This is a genomic window from Hymenobacter sp. (assembly GCF_036387835.1).
In the GTDB taxonomy this organism is placed as follows: Bacteria; Bacteroidota; Bacteroidia; order Cytophagales; family Hymenobacteraceae; genus Hymenobacter.
Window position 1 is genome coordinate 1 of record NZ_DASVSY010000063.1, and the last position, 16,753, is coordinate 16,753.

At 55.4% G+C, this 16,753-nt stretch carries 15 protein-coding genes; 7 read left to right on the forward strand and 8 right to left on the reverse strand.

Going from position 1 to position 16,753, the window contains the following annotated elements; genetic code table 11:
• Window positions 1-69: 69 nt before the first annotated feature.
• The 4 genes from thrC to VF639_RS11715 all read left to right on the forward strand — a co-directional run bounded on the left by thrC (window position 70) and on the right by VF639_RS11715 (window position 4,594).
• The gene (gene thrC, locus VF639_RS11700; protein WP_331146087.1) at window positions 70-1,362 is read left to right on the forward strand and encodes a threonine synthase; all 1,293 of its coding nucleotides are present in this window, start codon (window positions 70-72) and stop codon (window positions 1,360-1,362) included.
• 297 nt (window positions 1,363-1,659) lie between these two features.
• Window positions 1,660-2,346: a c-type heme family protein gene (locus VF639_RS11705; protein WP_331146088.1), complete on the forward strand. Its 687-nt coding sequence runs from the start codon at window positions 1,660-1,662 to the stop codon at window positions 2,344-2,346.
• Between the two features lie 182 nt (window positions 2,347-2,528).
• Window positions 2,529-3,269: a toxin-antitoxin system YwqK family antitoxin gene (locus VF639_RS11710; RefSeq protein WP_331146089.1), complete on the forward strand. Its 741-nt coding sequence runs from the start codon at window positions 2,529-2,531 to the stop codon at window positions 3,267-3,269.
• 56 nt (window positions 3,270-3,325) lie between these two features.
• Complete coding sequence (locus VF639_RS11715) at window positions 3,326-4,594, forward strand: protoporphyrinogen/coproporphyrinogen oxidase (protein WP_331146090.1); 1,269 nt, start codon at window positions 3,326-3,328, stop codon at window positions 4,592-4,594.
• Window positions 4,595-4,869: 275 nt separating this feature from the next.
• Here the strand turns inward: VF639_RS11715 and VF639_RS11720 are convergent, their stop codons facing one another.
• The 3 genes from VF639_RS11720 to VF639_RS11730 form a co-directional block, all read right to left on the reverse strand.
• Window positions 4,870-5,673 carry an exodeoxyribonuclease III gene (locus VF639_RS11720; protein WP_331146091.1) on the reverse strand — a complete coding sequence of 268 codons (804 nt, stop codon included), beginning with the start codon at window positions 5,671-5,673 and terminating at the stop codon, window positions 4,870-4,872.
• Between the two features lie 77 nt (window positions 5,674-5,750).
• Window positions 5,751-6,110: a hypothetical protein gene (locus tag VF639_RS11725; protein ID WP_331146092.1), complete on the reverse strand. Its 360-nt coding sequence runs from the start codon at window positions 6,108-6,110 to the stop codon at window positions 5,751-5,753.
• Complete coding sequence (locus VF639_RS11730; RefSeq protein ID WP_243798438.1) at window positions 6,107-6,484, reverse strand: carboxymuconolactone decarboxylase family protein; 378 nt, start codon at window positions 6,482-6,484, stop codon at window positions 6,107-6,109. Before VF639_RS11730 ends, VF639_RS11725 begins: the two co-directional genes overlap by 4 nt.
• Window positions 6,485-6,677: 193 nt before the next feature.
• Here VF639_RS11730 and VF639_RS11735 point away from each other — a divergent pair, with 193 nt between their 5' ends.
• A complete protein-coding gene (locus VF639_RS11735; protein ID WP_331146093.1) occupies window positions 6,678-7,379 on the forward strand; it encodes a ComF family protein in 702 nt (233 codons plus the stop codon).
• Between the two features lie 168 nt (window positions 7,380-7,547).
• On the opposite strand, the gene gldJ is transcribed toward VF639_RS11735, so the two are convergent.
• Entirely contained in the window at window positions 7,548-8,792 is a 1,245-nt protein-coding gene (gene gldJ, locus VF639_RS11740) for a gliding motility lipoprotein GldJ (protein WP_331146094.1), read from the reverse strand.
• Window positions 8,793-8,860: 68 nt separating this feature from the next.
• Window positions 8,861-9,991 (reverse strand): PorP/SprF family type IX secretion system membrane protein, encoded by a 1,131-nt coding sequence (locus tag VF639_RS11745; protein ID WP_331146095.1) that lies wholly within the window; start codon window positions 9,989-9,991, stop codon window positions 8,861-8,863.
• 333 nt (window positions 9,992-10,324) lie between these two features.
• Between VF639_RS11745 and VF639_RS11750 the strand changes: the two genes are divergently transcribed.
• Both VF639_RS11750 and VF639_RS11755 read left to right on the forward strand, forming a co-directional pair.
• Entirely contained in the window at window positions 10,325-13,399 is a 3,075-nt protein-coding gene (locus VF639_RS11750) for an AsmA-like C-terminal region-containing protein (RefSeq protein ID WP_331146096.1), read from the forward strand.
• Window positions 13,400-13,697: 298 nt separating this feature from the next.
• Window positions 13,698-14,540, forward strand: a complete 843-nt coding sequence (locus VF639_RS11755) for a DUF4382 domain-containing protein (protein ID WP_331146097.1) — start codon at window positions 13,698-13,700, stop codon at window positions 14,538-14,540.
• Between the two features lie 209 nt (window positions 14,541-14,749).
• On the opposite strand, the gene VF639_RS11760 is transcribed toward VF639_RS11755, so the two are convergent.
• The 3 genes from VF639_RS11760 to VF639_RS11770 form a co-directional block, all read right to left on the reverse strand.
• Window positions 14,750-15,367, reverse strand: coding sequence for a thioredoxin family protein (locus VF639_RS11760; RefSeq protein WP_331146098.1), 618 nt, complete (start codon window positions 15,365-15,367; stop codon window positions 14,750-14,752).
• Window positions 15,368-15,473: 106 nt separating this feature from the next.
• Window positions 15,474-15,977, reverse strand: coding sequence for a DinB family protein (locus tag VF639_RS11765; RefSeq protein WP_331146099.1), 504 nt, complete (start codon window positions 15,975-15,977; stop codon window positions 15,474-15,476).
• A gap of 154 nt (window positions 15,978-16,131) precedes the next feature.
• Window positions 16,132-16,605, reverse strand: coding sequence for a DUF6970 domain-containing protein (locus VF639_RS11770; protein ID WP_331146100.1), 474 nt, complete (start codon window positions 16,603-16,605; stop codon window positions 16,132-16,134).
• Window positions 16,606-16,753 lie beyond the last annotated feature (148 nt).

The following is a 16,753-nucleotide window of genomic DNA, read 5'->3' on the forward strand; positions in this document are numbered from 1 at the left end:
AGTATAAATCAAATAACTTCAGCAACGCCGAGACGCGAAGTGTCGCGTCTCTACATTGTTTCTCGCTCCATGCGCTACTACAGCCTCAACCAGCAAGCTCCAGCCGTTGACTTTCAAGCCGCTACCATCGCCGGGCAGGCCCCGGATGGTGGACTCTACTTTCCGGACCGGATTCCGAAGTTCTCACCGGAGCTGCTGCAGAATCTTGAAACGATGCCGCGGGCCGAAGTGGCCTTCGAGGTAATCCGGCCGTACGTCGGCGACACGATTCCGGAAGAGGAATTGCGCCGCATCTGCACCGAAACGGTGGACTTCGAGTTTCCCTTAGTGCCCGTGACCAAGCAGATAGCCGCGCTAGAGTTGTTTCATGGCCCGACGCTGGCATTTAAGGACGTGGGCGCCCGGTTTATGAGCCGCTGTCTAGGCTACTTTTCGCAGCAGCAAACGGCGCCAATCACGGTGCTGGTAGCCACCTCCGGCGACACGGGCGGCGCCGTAGCTGATGGTTTCTTGGGGGTAGAAGGTGTGGAAGTCGTTATTCTGTACCCATCAGGCAAAGTAAGCCCGCTGCAGGAGTTGCAGCTAACTACCTTGGGGCAGAACATTACGGCCTTGGAGGTGCTCGGCAACTTCGATGACTGCCAACGGCTGGTGAAGCAAGCCTTCCTCGACCCGCAGGTGACCGGGCATCGGCAGCTTACGTCGGCCAACTCCATCAACGTGGCTCGCTGGCTACCGCAGCAATTCTACTACTGCTATGCCCTGCAGCAGTGGGAGCAGGAACTCCCCCCCGTGGTGGCAGTGCCAAGCGGCAACTTTGGTAACATTTGCGCCGGACTTATGGCCCACGCGTCGGGCTTGCCTATCGGGCATTTCGTGGCCGCCTGCAACGCTAACTCCGCCGTAGCCGACTACCTCCGCACGGGTACTTTCGAGGCGCGGCAAGCAGTTGTCACCCTCTCGAATGCCATGGACGTAGGCAATCCAAGCAACTTCGGGCGCATTCTGGAGTTGTTCGGGCAGCGGCACGCCGACATGAGCCGCCTCGTGAGTGGGGCCATCGTTTCCGACGAGGACACAACCGCCACCATTAAGCGGGTGCACCAGGAAACCGGCTATCTGCTGGACCCACACGGCGCGGTGGCGCTTTGGGCACTGGAACACTACCTAAGTGAGCACCCTACGGAACACGGCATTTTTCTGGAAACCGCCCACCCGGTGAAGTTTCCGGAAGTGGTGGAACCTGTTATCGGCGCCGTAGTACCGGTACCAATAGCTGTGCGCGGCCTCCTGTCGCGCACCAAACAGAGTATATTGCTGGAGCCCGAGTACGCCGCTTTGCAGGAGTTTTTGCTGCGGTAAGATTGCGAAGTGGCTGCGTTCTGGCGGAGCCTCACGAGACCCCTACGGGGATTACCCCCCTCTCCTGTTGAGAGAGAGAACTAGCTTTAGAAGAACTACTAGCTCTAAAAAACTACAAGCTAGTTCCCCCTCTCAACAGGAGAGGGGGTTAGGGGGTGAGGCCACTCGGAGGGCGGCAATGCCGGAACGCAGCCGCTCCGCCTGGCACCGTTTGCTAAAACCTGAACGTAGGGCGGCGGGTAGTTGAGGAAGTGCGGCCGTTGTCGTCTCTTTGTTATGTTGATTTGCTCTTGCACCATGTCCCATCTTTTCCGTCCCTTCGTTGGCTTTCTGCTGCTTCCTGTTCTGCTGGCCGCCTGCCGCCCCGACCAGATCGAGCACATCAAAGACGGCAAGAAAATCGCCACCACGCTGGAGAATATGGCCGTAAAACGCATTCTGCCGGTCGACCTGCTCCGTGCCACCCGTTGGGCCGGCGACTCCCTCACCCGCCATGCTGACCGGGAACTGCGCCTCGTCCTCGCCGAAAAGCTACAAGCCGGTGGCGTGGCCGCTGCCCTGCCCTACTGCCGCCCCGAAACCTTCGCCTCCATCGACACGCTGGAGCGCGTGCTGCAAGCCACCGCCCAACGCCGCAGCGCCCGCCCCCGCAATGCGGCCAACCAAGCCGCCCTCACTCCTGCTGACTTGCAACCCGATACCACCCGCCGGGTTGCTCGCCTCAGCGGGGAGGTCTTCACCTATCAGCGGCCTATAGCCCTCACCGACGCGCTTTGCTTGCTCTGCCACGGGGAAGTTGGCAAAGACATTTCGCCCACTGACTACGCTCTAATCAAAAAGGAATATCCTTCAGATCAAGCTACTGGCTACCACTTAGGTGAAGCCATGGGCGTTTGGCAGGTAACCCTGCAACGCACCGGCGTAGCCGAGTTTTACACCATGAAAACCCGCAAGATTGTGAAGCCCCGCAAGCCATTATTTTAGAAAGATGTAACGCGAAGTTGCACTTCGCAACGCGTTGAACGGAATTTGAAAAGTTGGCAGCAACATCAGCAACGCGTCGCGAAGTGCAACTTCGCGTTACATTATAAATTCTTTCTCTATTTAATCTCAATTACACGCTGTTCTATTAATGCATGTTACTCTTATTTAGAACCTTATTTCTGTTGACGGCAATACTAATGAGCACCAGCGCCTTATGGGCGCAAAATCCGCTTCAGAAGGAAAAGGCCAAGCTAGACGACTGTTATCGGGTGGTGGGCAAAGACAGCGTGGTGTTCTTTTACTCTGCCGACTATGTGCTTACCCCACCAGGCTGCGCTCTCATCCGCCGCCACATCCGGCTAGACAGCGCCGGCCATTTTTGGGGCTACGTCCGCGACTACAATCTTCAAAACAACCAGCTCCTGTTGCAGGGCGCTTACCGCGAGGGTCTGATGGAAGGCCCGTTTGAAGTGTATCATGCAACGGGAGAATTGGCCGCGCGTGGTTGGTACCGCGGGGGCCGGCAGGTTGGCGATTGGGCATACTGGTATTCGTCGGGCAGCAAACGGCAGGTGCTGAGCTTTCGCAACGGCCTGGACCCGCTGGTGCAGCAGTTTTGGGATGCAGACGGCCAGCAACTGGTTAAGGACGGCAATGGCACCTGGTACCGCAACGAGAGCGGCATGCGCCTGCGTGGTACCGTAGTGGGCGGCGTACCCGATGGCCGCTGGCAGCTACGCCGCCTAGACGATGAGCACCTAGTGGCGCGGGAAACCTTTGTGAAAGGGAATTTTCGCAATGGCGTGTTCATTGATAAGATGTATGCTTACCAAGATCAGTCGCGCTTGAGTGTTGCTGATTGGGAGCAATACCGGCAAGCTGAAAAGTATGTAGTAGGAACTGCCTGTCCCTCAGGTAAATAATTTGGTTTCAGCACGCCAGCCTAACCTTAACACGAATTTTACAGTTTCGGGAGAATATGAATGTTCCTGTTTCCACACAGTTACCAATCGTTGTTGTAGGGGCCGGTATGGCTGGTCTTACCTGCGCCAATTACCTGCATCGGGCTGGCTTGCCCGTGGTAGTGCTCGAAGCCACCGAAGCCGTAGGGGGCCGTGTCCGGACCGATGTCACCTCCGATGGCTTCCGCCTCGACCACGGCTTTCAGGTGCTGCTCACCAAGTATCCGGAAGTGCAGCGCATGATCGACTACGGTGCTCTGAACTTAAAAGCGTTCCGCTCCGGTGCCGTTATCCGCCTGCCCGATGGCCGCGAAACGTCGCTGCGCAATCCGCTGCAGGAACCCCTGGCTGCCTTTCCTGCGCTTACATCTCCCATCGGCACGCTAACCGACAAACTGCGCATTCTTAGCCTAGTGCAGCACGTGCGCAGCCGCAGCGCCGAGGAACTTTTAGCGCACTCTTCCACCGATACGCTCACTTTTCTGCGGCGCTATGGTTGGAGCGAGCAAATTATCGACACCTTTTTCCGGCCCTTCTTCGGCGGCGTGTTCCTCGACCGCTCTCTAACCACAGCCAGCAACTTCTTTGAGTTTGTTTTTCAGCAGTTTGTGGAAGGCGAAGCCGTAGTACCGGCGCTTGGCATGCAGCAGATTCCTGAGCAATTGGCCAATCGTTTGCCAGCCGGCACCGTGCGCCTCAACACCCCCGTCGAAGCCGTAGAGGGCAATAAGGTGTACCTGCGCGGCGGCGAAACTATAGCGGCGGCTACCATAGTAGTGGCCACCACCGGCGACACCACAAGCCGCCTGCTGCCCCACTTACCGCAGCTCCACGCTACCGCTTGGCGCCGCACCACCTGCACCTATTTTTCGGCTCCTACTTCGCCGGGACGCCAGGATAAGCTGCTGCGTCTAAACGCTGCCCACGGTCAAATGGCGCACAATGTATGCTTCCCTTCTGATGTCTCGCCGGATTATGCTCCACCGGGCCGCACGCTGGTTTCGGTGAGCACGCACGGCGAGCACCACCTGCCCGAAACCACATTGGTGGCGCTGTTACATGCCGAGTTGATGGTTTGGTTTGGCGATGAAGTGGCGCAGTGGAGTCACCTCCGAACCTACCACCTGCCCCACGCCCTGCCCGTTTACGCCAATGGTAAAGCGCAACACCAGGAGCTAAAGCTAACCAACACCCTCTACCGCTGCGGCGACTACACCGCCTATCCGTCGTTGAACGCTGCCATGGCCTCAGGCCGGGAAGTAGCTGAAATGATATTAGATTCCTGATTGAGTACCTAGTTTTTAGTTGTTGGTTGCTAGGCTGCATCTGGAAACTCTGCCTTGACTAAAAGACCATCATGCTGAGCTAAAGCCTTCAGATGAAGCAGAGGTACTAGCAACCAAAACTACGGCAGTTCTCAGGTACCGTACGAACTGTCAGCAACGTAGCGCGAAGCAATTGCTTCGCGCTATGTTGCTGCCAGTCACGCTATACGCAAGCCGTTCAATGATATGTGCAGCAATGGCTTCGCCCTACAGCCTCCGATACCAGGAAAACAACTCTAGATACTCAGATACGCAGGGCAGTGGTCGGAATGTACCGCATCGGGCAGCAGGCCAGCCTCCTGGATGCGAGATTCCAGCTCTTTATCGACCAGCAAATGGTCGAGGCGCCAGCCGACGTTGCGCCTGCGGGAACCAGCGCGGTAGCTCCACCAGGAGTAGTGGCCGGGCGCGTCGCCGTGGTGGTGGCGGAACGAGTCGGTATAGCCGTCGGCCAGGAAATCCTTGAACCACTGCCGCTCCTCGGGCGTGTAGCCGGGGCTGTTTTGATTGGCCTTGGGGTTGTGCAGGTCGATGGGCGTTTGGCAGCAGTTGTAGTCACCGCCAATAATCAGCCGCCGCCCTTCAGCCCGTAGCTGACGCACATAGTCGCGGAAGAAATGCAACCACTTTACCTTGAAGGCTTGCCGCTCCGTGCCACTGGTGCCAGAAGGCATATACACATTCAGCACCGAAAAGCCTTCGAAATCCAAGCGCAGCACCCGGCCTTCGGCGTCGTAAAGGCCTGTGCCACAGCCTACTTCTACATGTTGCGGAAGCTGCTTGGTGAACGTGGCCACGCCGCTGTAGCCGGGCTTCTCGGCCGGATGCAGGTAGGCCTGGTAGCCAAGCGCCGTAAAGCCCGCTACGTCTAGCTCCTCCCGCCCCGCCTTTATTTCCTGCAAGCACAGCACGTCGGGCTGCGCCTCGCGCACCCAATCGAGCAGCCCCTTGCTCACTGCCGAGCGCAGACCATTAACGTTGTAGCTGATGATTTTCATTACTTGGTTGTTGATAGTTGATTGCAGATTGTTGGCCACCACAGTAGTTGATTGTTAGACGATTGATTAACCCTAAATCGCTCCTCATAAACACTACAACACCTGCCAACAGTTAGTAATCAGTTATCCAAATCAAAGTATTCGAGCATATGCCATTTCAGCATCCGCTCCTGCTCTTTTAGGCTGGCAAATGGTACGGGCTGCACCAGCCGGTAATGGGGCCAACCTTCTTCATCGATTCGCTCCAATTCGTAGTGGCCCGATAAGCCAAAGAGTTTGCAGGTAGCAATGTGCATGAGGTCCTGCTTCTGCTCTTTGGTAAACGGGCCCGCACCCTGGCCTAACTCCTGCACGCCAATCAGCAGCAGCAAGGCATTGAGGTCAGGCTTTTTGCCGAACCGCTCGCGCATATCGTTCATCAGCTGCCACCAACGGGCCTCGAACTCGGCTTCCGATTCCTGCGGATCTAGGTAGCTCATGCGTCGTGGGAGTGCAGCGGAGCCGGCGTGGTGGCTTCTTCTTTCAAGATTTCCCAATACTCCACAGCGCGCCGGAAGTGCGGAATCACAATGCTGCCCCCGATAAGGTTGGCAATAGCAAATACCTCGTAAATCTCCTCGTCGGTCAGCTTCTCCTCGTAACACTTACCGAGGTGGTACTTGATGCAGTCGTCGCAACGCAGCACCATACTGCACGCTAGGCCTAGCATTTCCTTGGTTTTCACGTCGAGAGCTCCGGCCTGGTAGGTGTTGGTATCGAGGTTGAAGAAGCGCTTAATTACCTTATTATCAGCCGCCATGATCTTCTCGTTCATGCGCTGGCGATACTCGTTGAATTCAGTTACTTGAGACATTGCTGTGTTTCTGGTTGCTTGTTATTAGTTTCTAGTCGAATAGGAGCTTGGAACCAGCAAACCGCTTATTAAAACGGGCTTGTTTCACGTTCGAACTACAAACTTAGAGAACTTTACCGGGCTGCTTCATTCACTTGCTTACAACGTCCTACCAGCACAACACCGCTTCTAAGTGGAACCCACAAATCTCGCCATGGCTTTTCCCTCCTTCCTCTCTGATTTTGTGGGGCTGATTTTCCCGCAGGTGTGTCTGGCCTGTGAAGAGTCGTTGCGCCGGGGCGAGGAGCACTTGTGCACCAGTTGCCGCACGCAATTGCCTTACACCGACTACCATTTGCTATCCACGGAAGTTAACCCCCTAAGCCGGCGATTTTGGGGCCGCGTGCCCGTCCGCCATACGCTTAGCTACCTCCGCTTCCTGCGCCGCGGCCGGGTGCAGCATTTGCTACACCAGCTCAAATACCGAGGGCAGCGCGACGTAGGTCAAGTTCTCGGGCGCTGGTACGGGCATGAGCTAGCCCAACACAATTTTCAGTTCGATCTGATAGTACCCGTCCCGCTGCACCCCACCAAGCTGGCCAAGCGCGGCTACAATCAATCCGATCCGTTTGCCGAGGGCATGGCTGAAAGCCTACATATCCCCTGGTATGCCGCCGGCCTGCGCCGCATCGAGCACACCGATTCGCAAACGCGCAAAAACCGCCTCGAGCGGTGGCAGAATGTAGCCGGAGTATTTGAAGTAGTGGATCCTACTCTCATCCAAGGTAAGCACGTCTTGGTAGTCGATGACGTCCTAACGACTGGCGCTACCTTCGAAGCCTGCGCGGCTGCCTTACTAGCCGCCGGAGCCACCGAAGTTAGTATTGCCGCTATTGCGTGTGCCGACCGCCAATAATCACGGATTTACCCGGATTTCATGGATTTTGTAGCTGGCGCTATTCCTACTCAAGCCAAGCCATAAGCCAGGTTAATTCTATAAAAGCAAAGAGGCTTGCCGGTTGGCAAGCCTCTTTGCTTTTCAATCATCCACAAAATCCGTGAAATCCGAACAAATCCGTGATTACTATTTGTTGGAACCAGCGTTGATCATAGCGCAGCGGAAACCGATGGTAGCCGTAGCGGAGTCTTCGCCCATGAAGCGACGGGTGCCGGGCGAGAGCCAGTAGGCTACGTCACGCCAAGAGCCACCTTTGTACACGCGCACGTGGTCGTCGATGAGCGACTGGTAGCCTTTCTTGTCGTACTTCTCGGCAGGGTCAAGGAAGCCGTTACGACGGAAGGGGTTCAAGTCTTCCACGTCTTCGAACGACAGCGGACGGTAGATGTCCTGCACCCACTCGTTTACGTTGCCGGCCATGTTGTAGAGGCCGTAGTCGTTCGGGGGGTAAGCGTAGACGTACTCCGTAATCATAGCACCGTCGTTGAGCGAACCGGCAATACCAGCATAGTCACCGCGGCCACGCTTGAAGTTGGCCAGGAACTGGCCCATCTTGCCGCCGTATGGGTTCCGCACTTGGCGGCCATCCCATGGGTAGATGCGCTTGTTTTCCTGGTTTTCGTTGCCGGTTTCCTGCGTACCGATCAGAGCCTGAGAAGCATACTCCCACTCTGCCTCGGTAGGCAGGCGGTAGTTTGGCAGCGTGTTGCCATTCTCGATGGCAATAGCAGCACCGCCTGCATCTTCGGTAGCACCTTCAGCAGCCGCAGCAGCCTTTTTCTTCTTTTTGAAGAGACCACCCCCGCCGCCACTGCCATCAGCGTTGCTAGCTAGTGTCTCGTTCACCTTCGAGGTGCGCCACGTGCAGTAGTCGTTGGCTTGCAGCCAGCTTACACCCACTACCGGGAAGTAGCGGAAGCCGGGGTAACGCAGGTAATAATCTACGTAGGGGTCGTTGAACGACAGCTCGCGTGCCCATACGGTGGTATCGGGCAAAGCCGACTGATAGAACTCTTCGGATGAGTCTTTGCGAATGAAGTGCAAATACTCCAGCCAGTGAATGTTAGCTACTTCGGCTTCGTCCATGTAGAAAGAGGCGATAGTAACAGTGCGCTCCACGTTGTCGTGGGTCATTGTTACATCTTCTTCCTGCGAACCCAGCACAGTACGGCCACCTTCAATGAAGACCAGGCCGGGACCTTCCGGAATGCCTTGGTAATCGGCAACCTTCATCCCTTCTTCGGTATTGTACTCGATGCCCGTAGTAGAGCTGTACTTACCGGGTTTAGTAGCGGTGGGCGGACCGCCCTTACAGGCAGCCAGGGCGCAGGCTCCTACAACCGCAAAACGCAGGTACTTGGAAAAATTCATGATTAAGTTTAAAACTACCTGTTAGAAAAGACGATGGACAAGGTAAGCTGCTGCAATAATACAAAAAATCAAAATGCGGGACAAGGTGCAACCGGGTAATTCCGACGTTTTAGCCGGCGCCAAGCAGCATCGAGCGAATCAAACGCACGAAGAGCCAAAGAAATTTCGTGCGCGCCACCTAATTCTGCACTTAATGCGCTCAAACCGATGTCATAAGCATATCCGACCCGAAAACTCCCGAAACTAAGACCTGCAATGGCCGTTAAAATTTGCTGCGGCCGGGGGGCGCCGGGCAACGGTACGCCGCGGTACACGAGCCCGAGCGTAAGGGGGGCAATAGTACCATAAAGTCCAGCTTCAGCCCGCTCTGAACCGCCTTGGCGCACATAATGCACTGTGGGCGTTACACTGATTTCGCGGTACTGCTGCTTCTCAGTGCTCTGCACAAAATAGTGCTTGTATCCTGTGCTTAGCTCGACCCGCAATGGCAGCTTGGCTTGAGCCCGAAAGCCCAAGTCGGGCTGGTTGAGGTGCTGCCCCGCCACCGACACCCAAAACCGTTCACTGTACAGCAGCACACCGGCTCCCACGCTGGCATAGTTCACCGGGGTGAAGTCGACGACTTCGCGGGTAGGCATGCTGGTTGAGCCATCTTCGGAGAGCTGGTCGCCGAACACGAGGTTGTCGTAGCTGATGCGCTGGTTGCCGTAGCTGGCGCGTACGCCGCCACTAAAGGCTAGGTCTTTGGTGAGCCGGGTGTGGTAGGCATAGATACCACCTACTTCGACGCGGGTATAACCGAGGCCGCCGGTGCGGTCGTGGTTGACGAGTAAACCCACGGCATTCCGTTGATCTTTAAACCGATAGTCGGCGGCGAGCTGACTGGTTTGGAAGGTACCGGCTAGCGTAGGAAACTGGTTGCGGTAGCTAAGCGTTACGCTGGCATCGTCGAGCAGGCCAGCGTAGGCGGGATTCTGGTTTAGGCGCGTGGCATAGGGTTGGGCGAAATACAAATCCTGCGCGGCAACTGGCAAGGCCAGCGCCATAGCCCCGGCCAGTAGCGGCTGCCGTAGCTTGCGTTTCTTTGTAAATCTCCGTCCGGTTGGCCCTTTCATCAGTGTAATAAACGCACGAGCGGCGGCGCGTAGTGCGTCGCCGGAGTTCTTTGCGGAAACTAAATTGCTGAATTCCTTACGCATTAGCTGAATATCTCGACTACAAATCGATGAGTGAGCCCGTTTCCTGGCCCAGCGCCCCGGGCAGACAAGACCGGGGCTGCTACTTTTGTGGTGGTGCTTAAGGCCTTGCGCTCAGTGCTTAGGTCGTGCCAACGAGCTTACGTACCGACGCTGAAGTAGTAGCGCCAAGCTCTGATATATCGGAAACCAGCGTTCCGCTCGTTAACGAAGTTGTTGTAGCTGTTGACTTTATATTGCCTCCTCCACATATCAAACGCAAGCTCCAAGCACCACCAACTACGCCTGAAGCCCTACCACCAAAGCACCAAGCACTAACAACGAAGCACTAAAAATATGCGCAAATTCTGGATTGGGTTGTTGATTTTTCTGGTGGTGCTGGTGGCCGGTATAGCCCTTACGCCCATCTTATTCAAAGATAAAATCAAGCAGGCTCTCGACAAGCAACTGGCCGAACGGGTAAATGCCAAAGTACAGTACGACCCTAAGAACGTCAGCCTCAGCTTATTCAGTAGCTTCCCCGACTTAGCGTTGGGCATCGACGAGCTGCGCGTGATCGGGCAAGACTCGTTTGCGCGCGACACGCTCGCTTATTTGCCTTCGTTTCGGGTAGGGCTGGATTTGATGAGCGTGGTGAGTGGCGACCAAATTAAAATCAAGAGCATCGTGCTCGACCGGCCTGATATCAGCGTGAAGGTGCTGAAAAGTGGCTTGGCCAACTACGATGTTATGATTTCTGACTCGGCGGCCGCCGCCAAAGGGCAGGACACCACCGCGCTGAACTTGGCCATTAATAAGTGGGAAGTAACCAACGGGCACCTGCGCTACGAAGATCGTACTCTGCCCTTTAGCATGGAACTGCGCGGCCTCAACCACACTGGTTCCGGCGACTTCGCCAGTAACGTATTCGACCTAGTAAGTGAAACCGCCGCCGACCAGTTCTCGATGACTTACGACGGCACCGAATACGTGAGCAAGAAGAAGCTGACGGCCGCCGTAACCATGGCCATGGACTTGGGCAAGATGCTCTTCACCTTCAAAGACAACAAGGTACAGCTCAACGATTTCCCGGCTACGTTCCAAGGCGCCATTGGCTTGCCCAACGACAAGGATATCACCTACGACCTCACCTTCAAGGCGTTGGAAACCGACTTCAAGAACATTCTGAGCTTGGTGCCCGGCGTATACACGGCGCAGTTCAAGGACGTGGAAGCGGGTGGGCTCGTCGCTTTCGATGGCTACTACAAAGGCGTGCAGAACGACGTGAATATGCCCGGCTACGGCGTAAATCTGCAAGTGAAGAACGGCACGTTCCATTATCCGCAACTACCGCAAGCCGCCAAGAACATCAACGTGAACATGGTGGTGGACAACCCGTCGGGCTTCACCAACAACGTGAAGGTGAACGTAAAGCAGTTCCACCTCGACCTCGGCCCCAACCCCGTTGATGGCAACATTGCCATTGATGGATTGGAACCTATGAAGGTAGATGGCCGCGTGAAAGCCAACGTAGATCTGGCTGAAATGATGAAGGTGTATCCGGTGCAGGACCTGGCTTTGCGTGGCAAGCTGTTTGTGGATGGCACGGCCAAAGGCACGTATTCCAAAACGCAAATGCCAGTGGTGCAGGCCCAGATGAACCTGACCAATGGCTACGTGAAGAGCAAGCAATTTCCGGCACCCATCGAAAACCTGGCGGTAACGGGCACCGTGGCCAACCCCACCGGCCAACTCAACGACACGCGGGTTGATATTTCCAACTTCCGGATGCTACTGGAAGGCGAGCCACTGGAAGGCCGTGCCGCCACCCAGGGCGTGGATAAGCTACGTTTCGATGCCGATGTAAAGGGCGTGGTGGATTTAACCAAGCTCACCAAGATCTTCCCGCTGGAAGGCATGACCGTAACCGGCCGCCTCAACGGCAACGTAGCCGCCAAAGGCAACATGGCTGACATCGAAGCAGGCCGTTACCAGACAGTGGTGGCCTCGGGTACGGTGAATGCGCAGAACATCACCTACAAAAGCGCCGACCTGCCACAAGGCATGCGCGTGACCAAGGCCACAGCCACGTTCAACAACAACCAAATCAACTTGCAGAACATGAGCGGCTTTGTGGGCTCGTCGGACATAGCTGCGTCGGGCACTATCAGCAACTACATGGGCTATCTGTTCGTGCCCGGCCAGCCCCTGCGCGGCAACCTTACGGTGAATTCACAGCGCTTCAACATGAACGAGTGGATGGTAGACGAGGTAAGCGCGAAACCAACTACCGGTGCCACGGCCGCCACGAAAGCCCCCGCCACTGCCACCAAGGCCGACGGTGTACTGCAAATTCCAAAGGAGTTTGACCTGACCTTGAACACCAACGTGGGGCAGGTTATATACGACAACCTGAAGCTGGAAAACGTGAAAGGCACCGTGGGCGTACGCAACGAAACGGCCACTCTGCAAGGGCTGACTTTTAACACTTTGGGTGGCACGTTCGGTACCAACGGCTCATATAGCAGCAAGGACTTGGCGCACCCCAAATTCAACTTCGGGCTCAACATCAAGAACCTGGATTTCCAGAACGCCTTCAACGCCTTCAACTCGGTGCGCGCCATGGTGCCGCTAGCCGACAACCTGGAAGGCATCTTCTCGACCAACTTCAACGTGAGCGGGGAGCTAGGGCCCGACATGATGCCCAACTACAGCACCCTCACCGGCAAGGGCTTGTTTGAGGTGGTGCGGGCGGCCGTTAGCGGCTCGCCGGTTATCAACAAAATCAGCAGCCTCACGCAGTTTCAGGAGTTGAAGAGCTTCGCCGTTAACAACAAAGACGTGGCGGCCGAAATCATCAACGGCAACTTCATCGTGAAGCCGTTTGATTTGACGGTTGGCCAGATCAAGATGACGATAGGCGGCTCCAACAACATCAGCAACGGTGGGCTGGAGTACGTGACGGCCTTGAACGTACCGACCGGCAAGCTCGGCAACCAGCTCAACAGTCAGCTTACTCGCCTGACGGGCGTGCAAAACCTGCAAGGCACCGAGCGGGTAACGCTCGGCCTCAACATTGGGGGCACCGCCAGCAACCCGGTGGTAAAGCTAGCCTCCGGCAGCGTAAAGGCGCAGGCCAAAGATCTGGTAAGTAACATCGTGCAGGCCAAGGTAGATGGCGCAAAGCTTCAGCTACAGGCCAGAGCCAAAGTAGCTCAAGACAGCATGCAGCGCGAGGTGCAGCGCAAGCAGCAGGAACTCCAGGCCAAGGCACAGCAGGAAGTAGAGAAGAAAAGGCTGGAGCTGGAATCGAAAGCCAAGCAGGGACTCAATAATCTGATTTTCGGCAAGCCAAAGGCCAAGCCCGCCCCGCAGGATCCGCCGAAATCAACAGAGCCCAATCCAACAGACACAACTAAATCTGGCCGCTAATAAGTGGTCGGCTAATAAAGAAGAAAGTCCGCTCTTCTATAGTAGAGGAGCGGACTTTCTTCTTTATTAGCTTTAGCCAGACCATGTGCCCACGGGCAAAGCTCATGTACTAACTCTATATCCTTACTGTCCTTGACGAGCCAATTGCATTTTTATAACAAAATATAGTTAATATAACTATTTCTTTGTGTTTCATGTCCGAATAGGCACGCTTGTTGTCAGCAACAACTCAGCTAAGCAACATGAACTGCGCGAAGCTGAGTTGCTTATTCTTTACTTATCACTCCAGTATCAGTACATGAAGCTTCGTACCCTTCTTCCACTAGCAGTACTATCAACTCTAGCTTTCACAGGCTGCAACAAAGACGACGAATCCAGCTCTTCCAAACTGGAAGTGCGGCTAATGGATGCGCCAGGTGATTTTCAAAGCGTTGTGCTTGATGTACAGCAAATTGAAATCAACCTCAAAGACGAAAGTGCCCCTGAAGACTGGAAGCTACTTCCTTTTCAGGCCCAAACCATCAATGTGCTGGATTATGTAAACGGCCGCTCGGCGCTGCTGGTAAGCACTGACTTCGAACCCGATGCTCTGAAAGAAATTCGCTTGAAGCTAGGTCCTAATAGCTACGTAATCGGTCGTGACGGACAGCGCTACGATCTTAAGACCCCAAGCGGCCAAAGCTCAGGGGTTAAGCTGAAGCTAGACAACGTGACGGTGCGGGAAGGAGAGAAATTTCAGCTGTTGCTGGACTTCGACGTAGCTAAGTCGATTGTGGAGCGCGGCAGCTGGAAGCCCGGCAACGACAAGAAAGAGCGGTACTTACTAAAGCCCGTGATTCGGGTGGTGGCGCAAGAGCTACGCGCTAGCCTACAGGGTAAGGTTGATCCGGCAGCTGCCAAGCCTCAGGTGTTGGCTATCCGCTCGTCTATTACGCCGGCTGATACATTCAGCACGGCCACCGATGCTACGTCGGGTGCCTTTCTATTCACGGGATTGCCTTCAGGCACCTATCGGGTCGAGTTTTTCCCGACCACTACGGCCCCCACTGGGCAGCCTGCTTACAAGAATGTCGTGAAGCCTGGCATTACTATTGTGAATGATCAGGTTAAAGATCTAGGAACTGTTTCGCTAACCCAATAAGCACCCTCCACGTCCGCTTAAGGACACTAAATACTTATTATATAAGTGCCAGATAACTATTAATTCATTCATACACAAGCATTTACTATCTATACCCACCTCTTAGTTATAGGCTTCAAGAACAGCTGATGACTCAGAGCTTGAAAGCGAAAAAACCTCTCCCTTGCTTAGGAAAGAGGTTTTTTCGCTTTTACACTACCGACTCGTTATTACAAGCCCTGTAGTAGCGCCAGCAATTCCTGCTGCGTGGCTTGGGTTTTGTTTTGCGCGTACCAGCCATGAATTTTCTCGGCGTACTCTTCGTGAGTGGCACCTTGCGCTTTCAGGTCTAGTAGCAATGCCTGAGCCGGGGCCGGGCGGGGACCCCAATTCGCTACTTCAATGAGCGTATCGGCACGCAGGACGATCAGCTTAGGAATGGAACGGGTGCCGTTGGTAAGGTACTGATCCATCAGGTCGAGGTTATCGTCGCGGAGCAGATAGTGCGTGGTAACCTTACCGTCCGAGGCCTTGGCGGCGGCTTCCAGCACGGGCAGAATCTGCGCCGCGTCGCCACACCATCCTTCGGTGATAATCAGCCAGACATAGGGCTGTTGAAGATCGGCCAGTGCGGTCTGCAACTCCGGCAGTACCCGCACCATTTTGTCGATGCGCTGCATCCGCTGCACATTTAGCTGCGTGTACTCGGTTAGCTTGTCCGACTGTTGAGGACCCGTAGTTAGGCCCTGTGCCAACAAGCCATCAATCAACTGCCGGTAGCTGGCATAAGTATGAGCCGCCTGTAAGCGCTCGGGGGTTAAGACGGGGGCAACTAGTGGGTTAAGCATGAGTGAACAGGATTAGTCGAACGCACCGATTCCTATAACAAAGAAAAGTCCTTTTCGGCGGTCGAGTTGACGCCGAAAAGGACTTTTCTTTGCGCCTCTGGCAGTACTACAAGCTTGGCACGTCGGCCATGGCCGCTTTTGCCGACAATTCGCGGCAGTAGGTAATAAAGTCGGTGTTGATGGGCTCGAGACCCGCAGCTCGCAGTTCCTTTGCCACTTGGGCCCGGTGGTAGTTGGCGTGCACCGGTACGTGCGTGAAGATGTCGGATACCTGGCTGGTGTAGGTTTCCCCTATAGAGTTGGTATACGAAATCAGGCGCTGCAACTCGGCTTCATCGGCGGTGATGACATACTGATGAAACCGTTCGGAGGTCTGCTCGTGCCAGTGGTGCAACGTGGCCAGATCGTGCTCCTGCCACACTTTTACGGGGCTAGGAGTGGCCGTAAGGCGACCTAGCCAAATAGCCTGCGCATTAAGTACGTGGCTGAACAGGCGCAAGGCGCCAGCCGGGATTGTAGCTCCACTGGCTACTAGTTGGTCGAGGTGGCTGAGCAGGGTGGCGTTGGCCCACACGTTGTAGGCCCCTAGCTTTTCATTGGTATTGATCATGATCTTGTGCTTGAATTTTGCCTGAAAAGTACGGAGGCAATAGCTCGTAACCACTCCAGACAGCTACAAATGAGGATAGCTGCTCGGTAAGACAACCGCTCCAGGCTATTGTTTGGACAGGCAGACCCTAGTTTGCTGGTCTTGCCCGAACCAGCTAGCGTGGATCTTGCCAAACCAGCCGCTCTTCGGTTCGGCGCTTGGTGAAATATCGGCAGTTACCATCGCCCTTGCCCGTGATACCGCCATCCGGATGGCAGATGATTTTACCGCTCTGGTCGTAGAGGTTGGAATACTGGTCGCCGCCACCTAGGGTTTCAAAATACACCACTTGGCCTTCGTAACGATAGCGCATGATGCGGGCCGGCGGATTCTGCCGCCGCTCCGTCGACAGTTTCTGAATCCGGTCTTCCAGCCAGCCGGGCCGAGCGGTCGTATCAAACTGTGCCATGCCGCCATCGGGAACAGGCGTGGTAGTGTTCTCCGACGTGGGAGCGGGCGTGGAGATGGAACCGGTGGTGCCCGTGGCAGGAGTGTCCGTCGGGGTGGTTACGAGCACATTGCGTTGGCAAGCCGCACCAAGGACAAATAGCGCAGCCACTGGAACCAACCGAAAGAGAGAGGAGTGCATAAGGAGTGAGAAGAAAGGTAGCAGGCCGCTCGATGCGCGAGCCCAACCGTCAGCTTACGCCGACTGAAGTGCAGGGTTGTGAGGGGAGAGGTGACAAGTGACAGGAGAGGAGGTGACAGGTAACAGGAAGAAAGTAGGAAGTGACCAC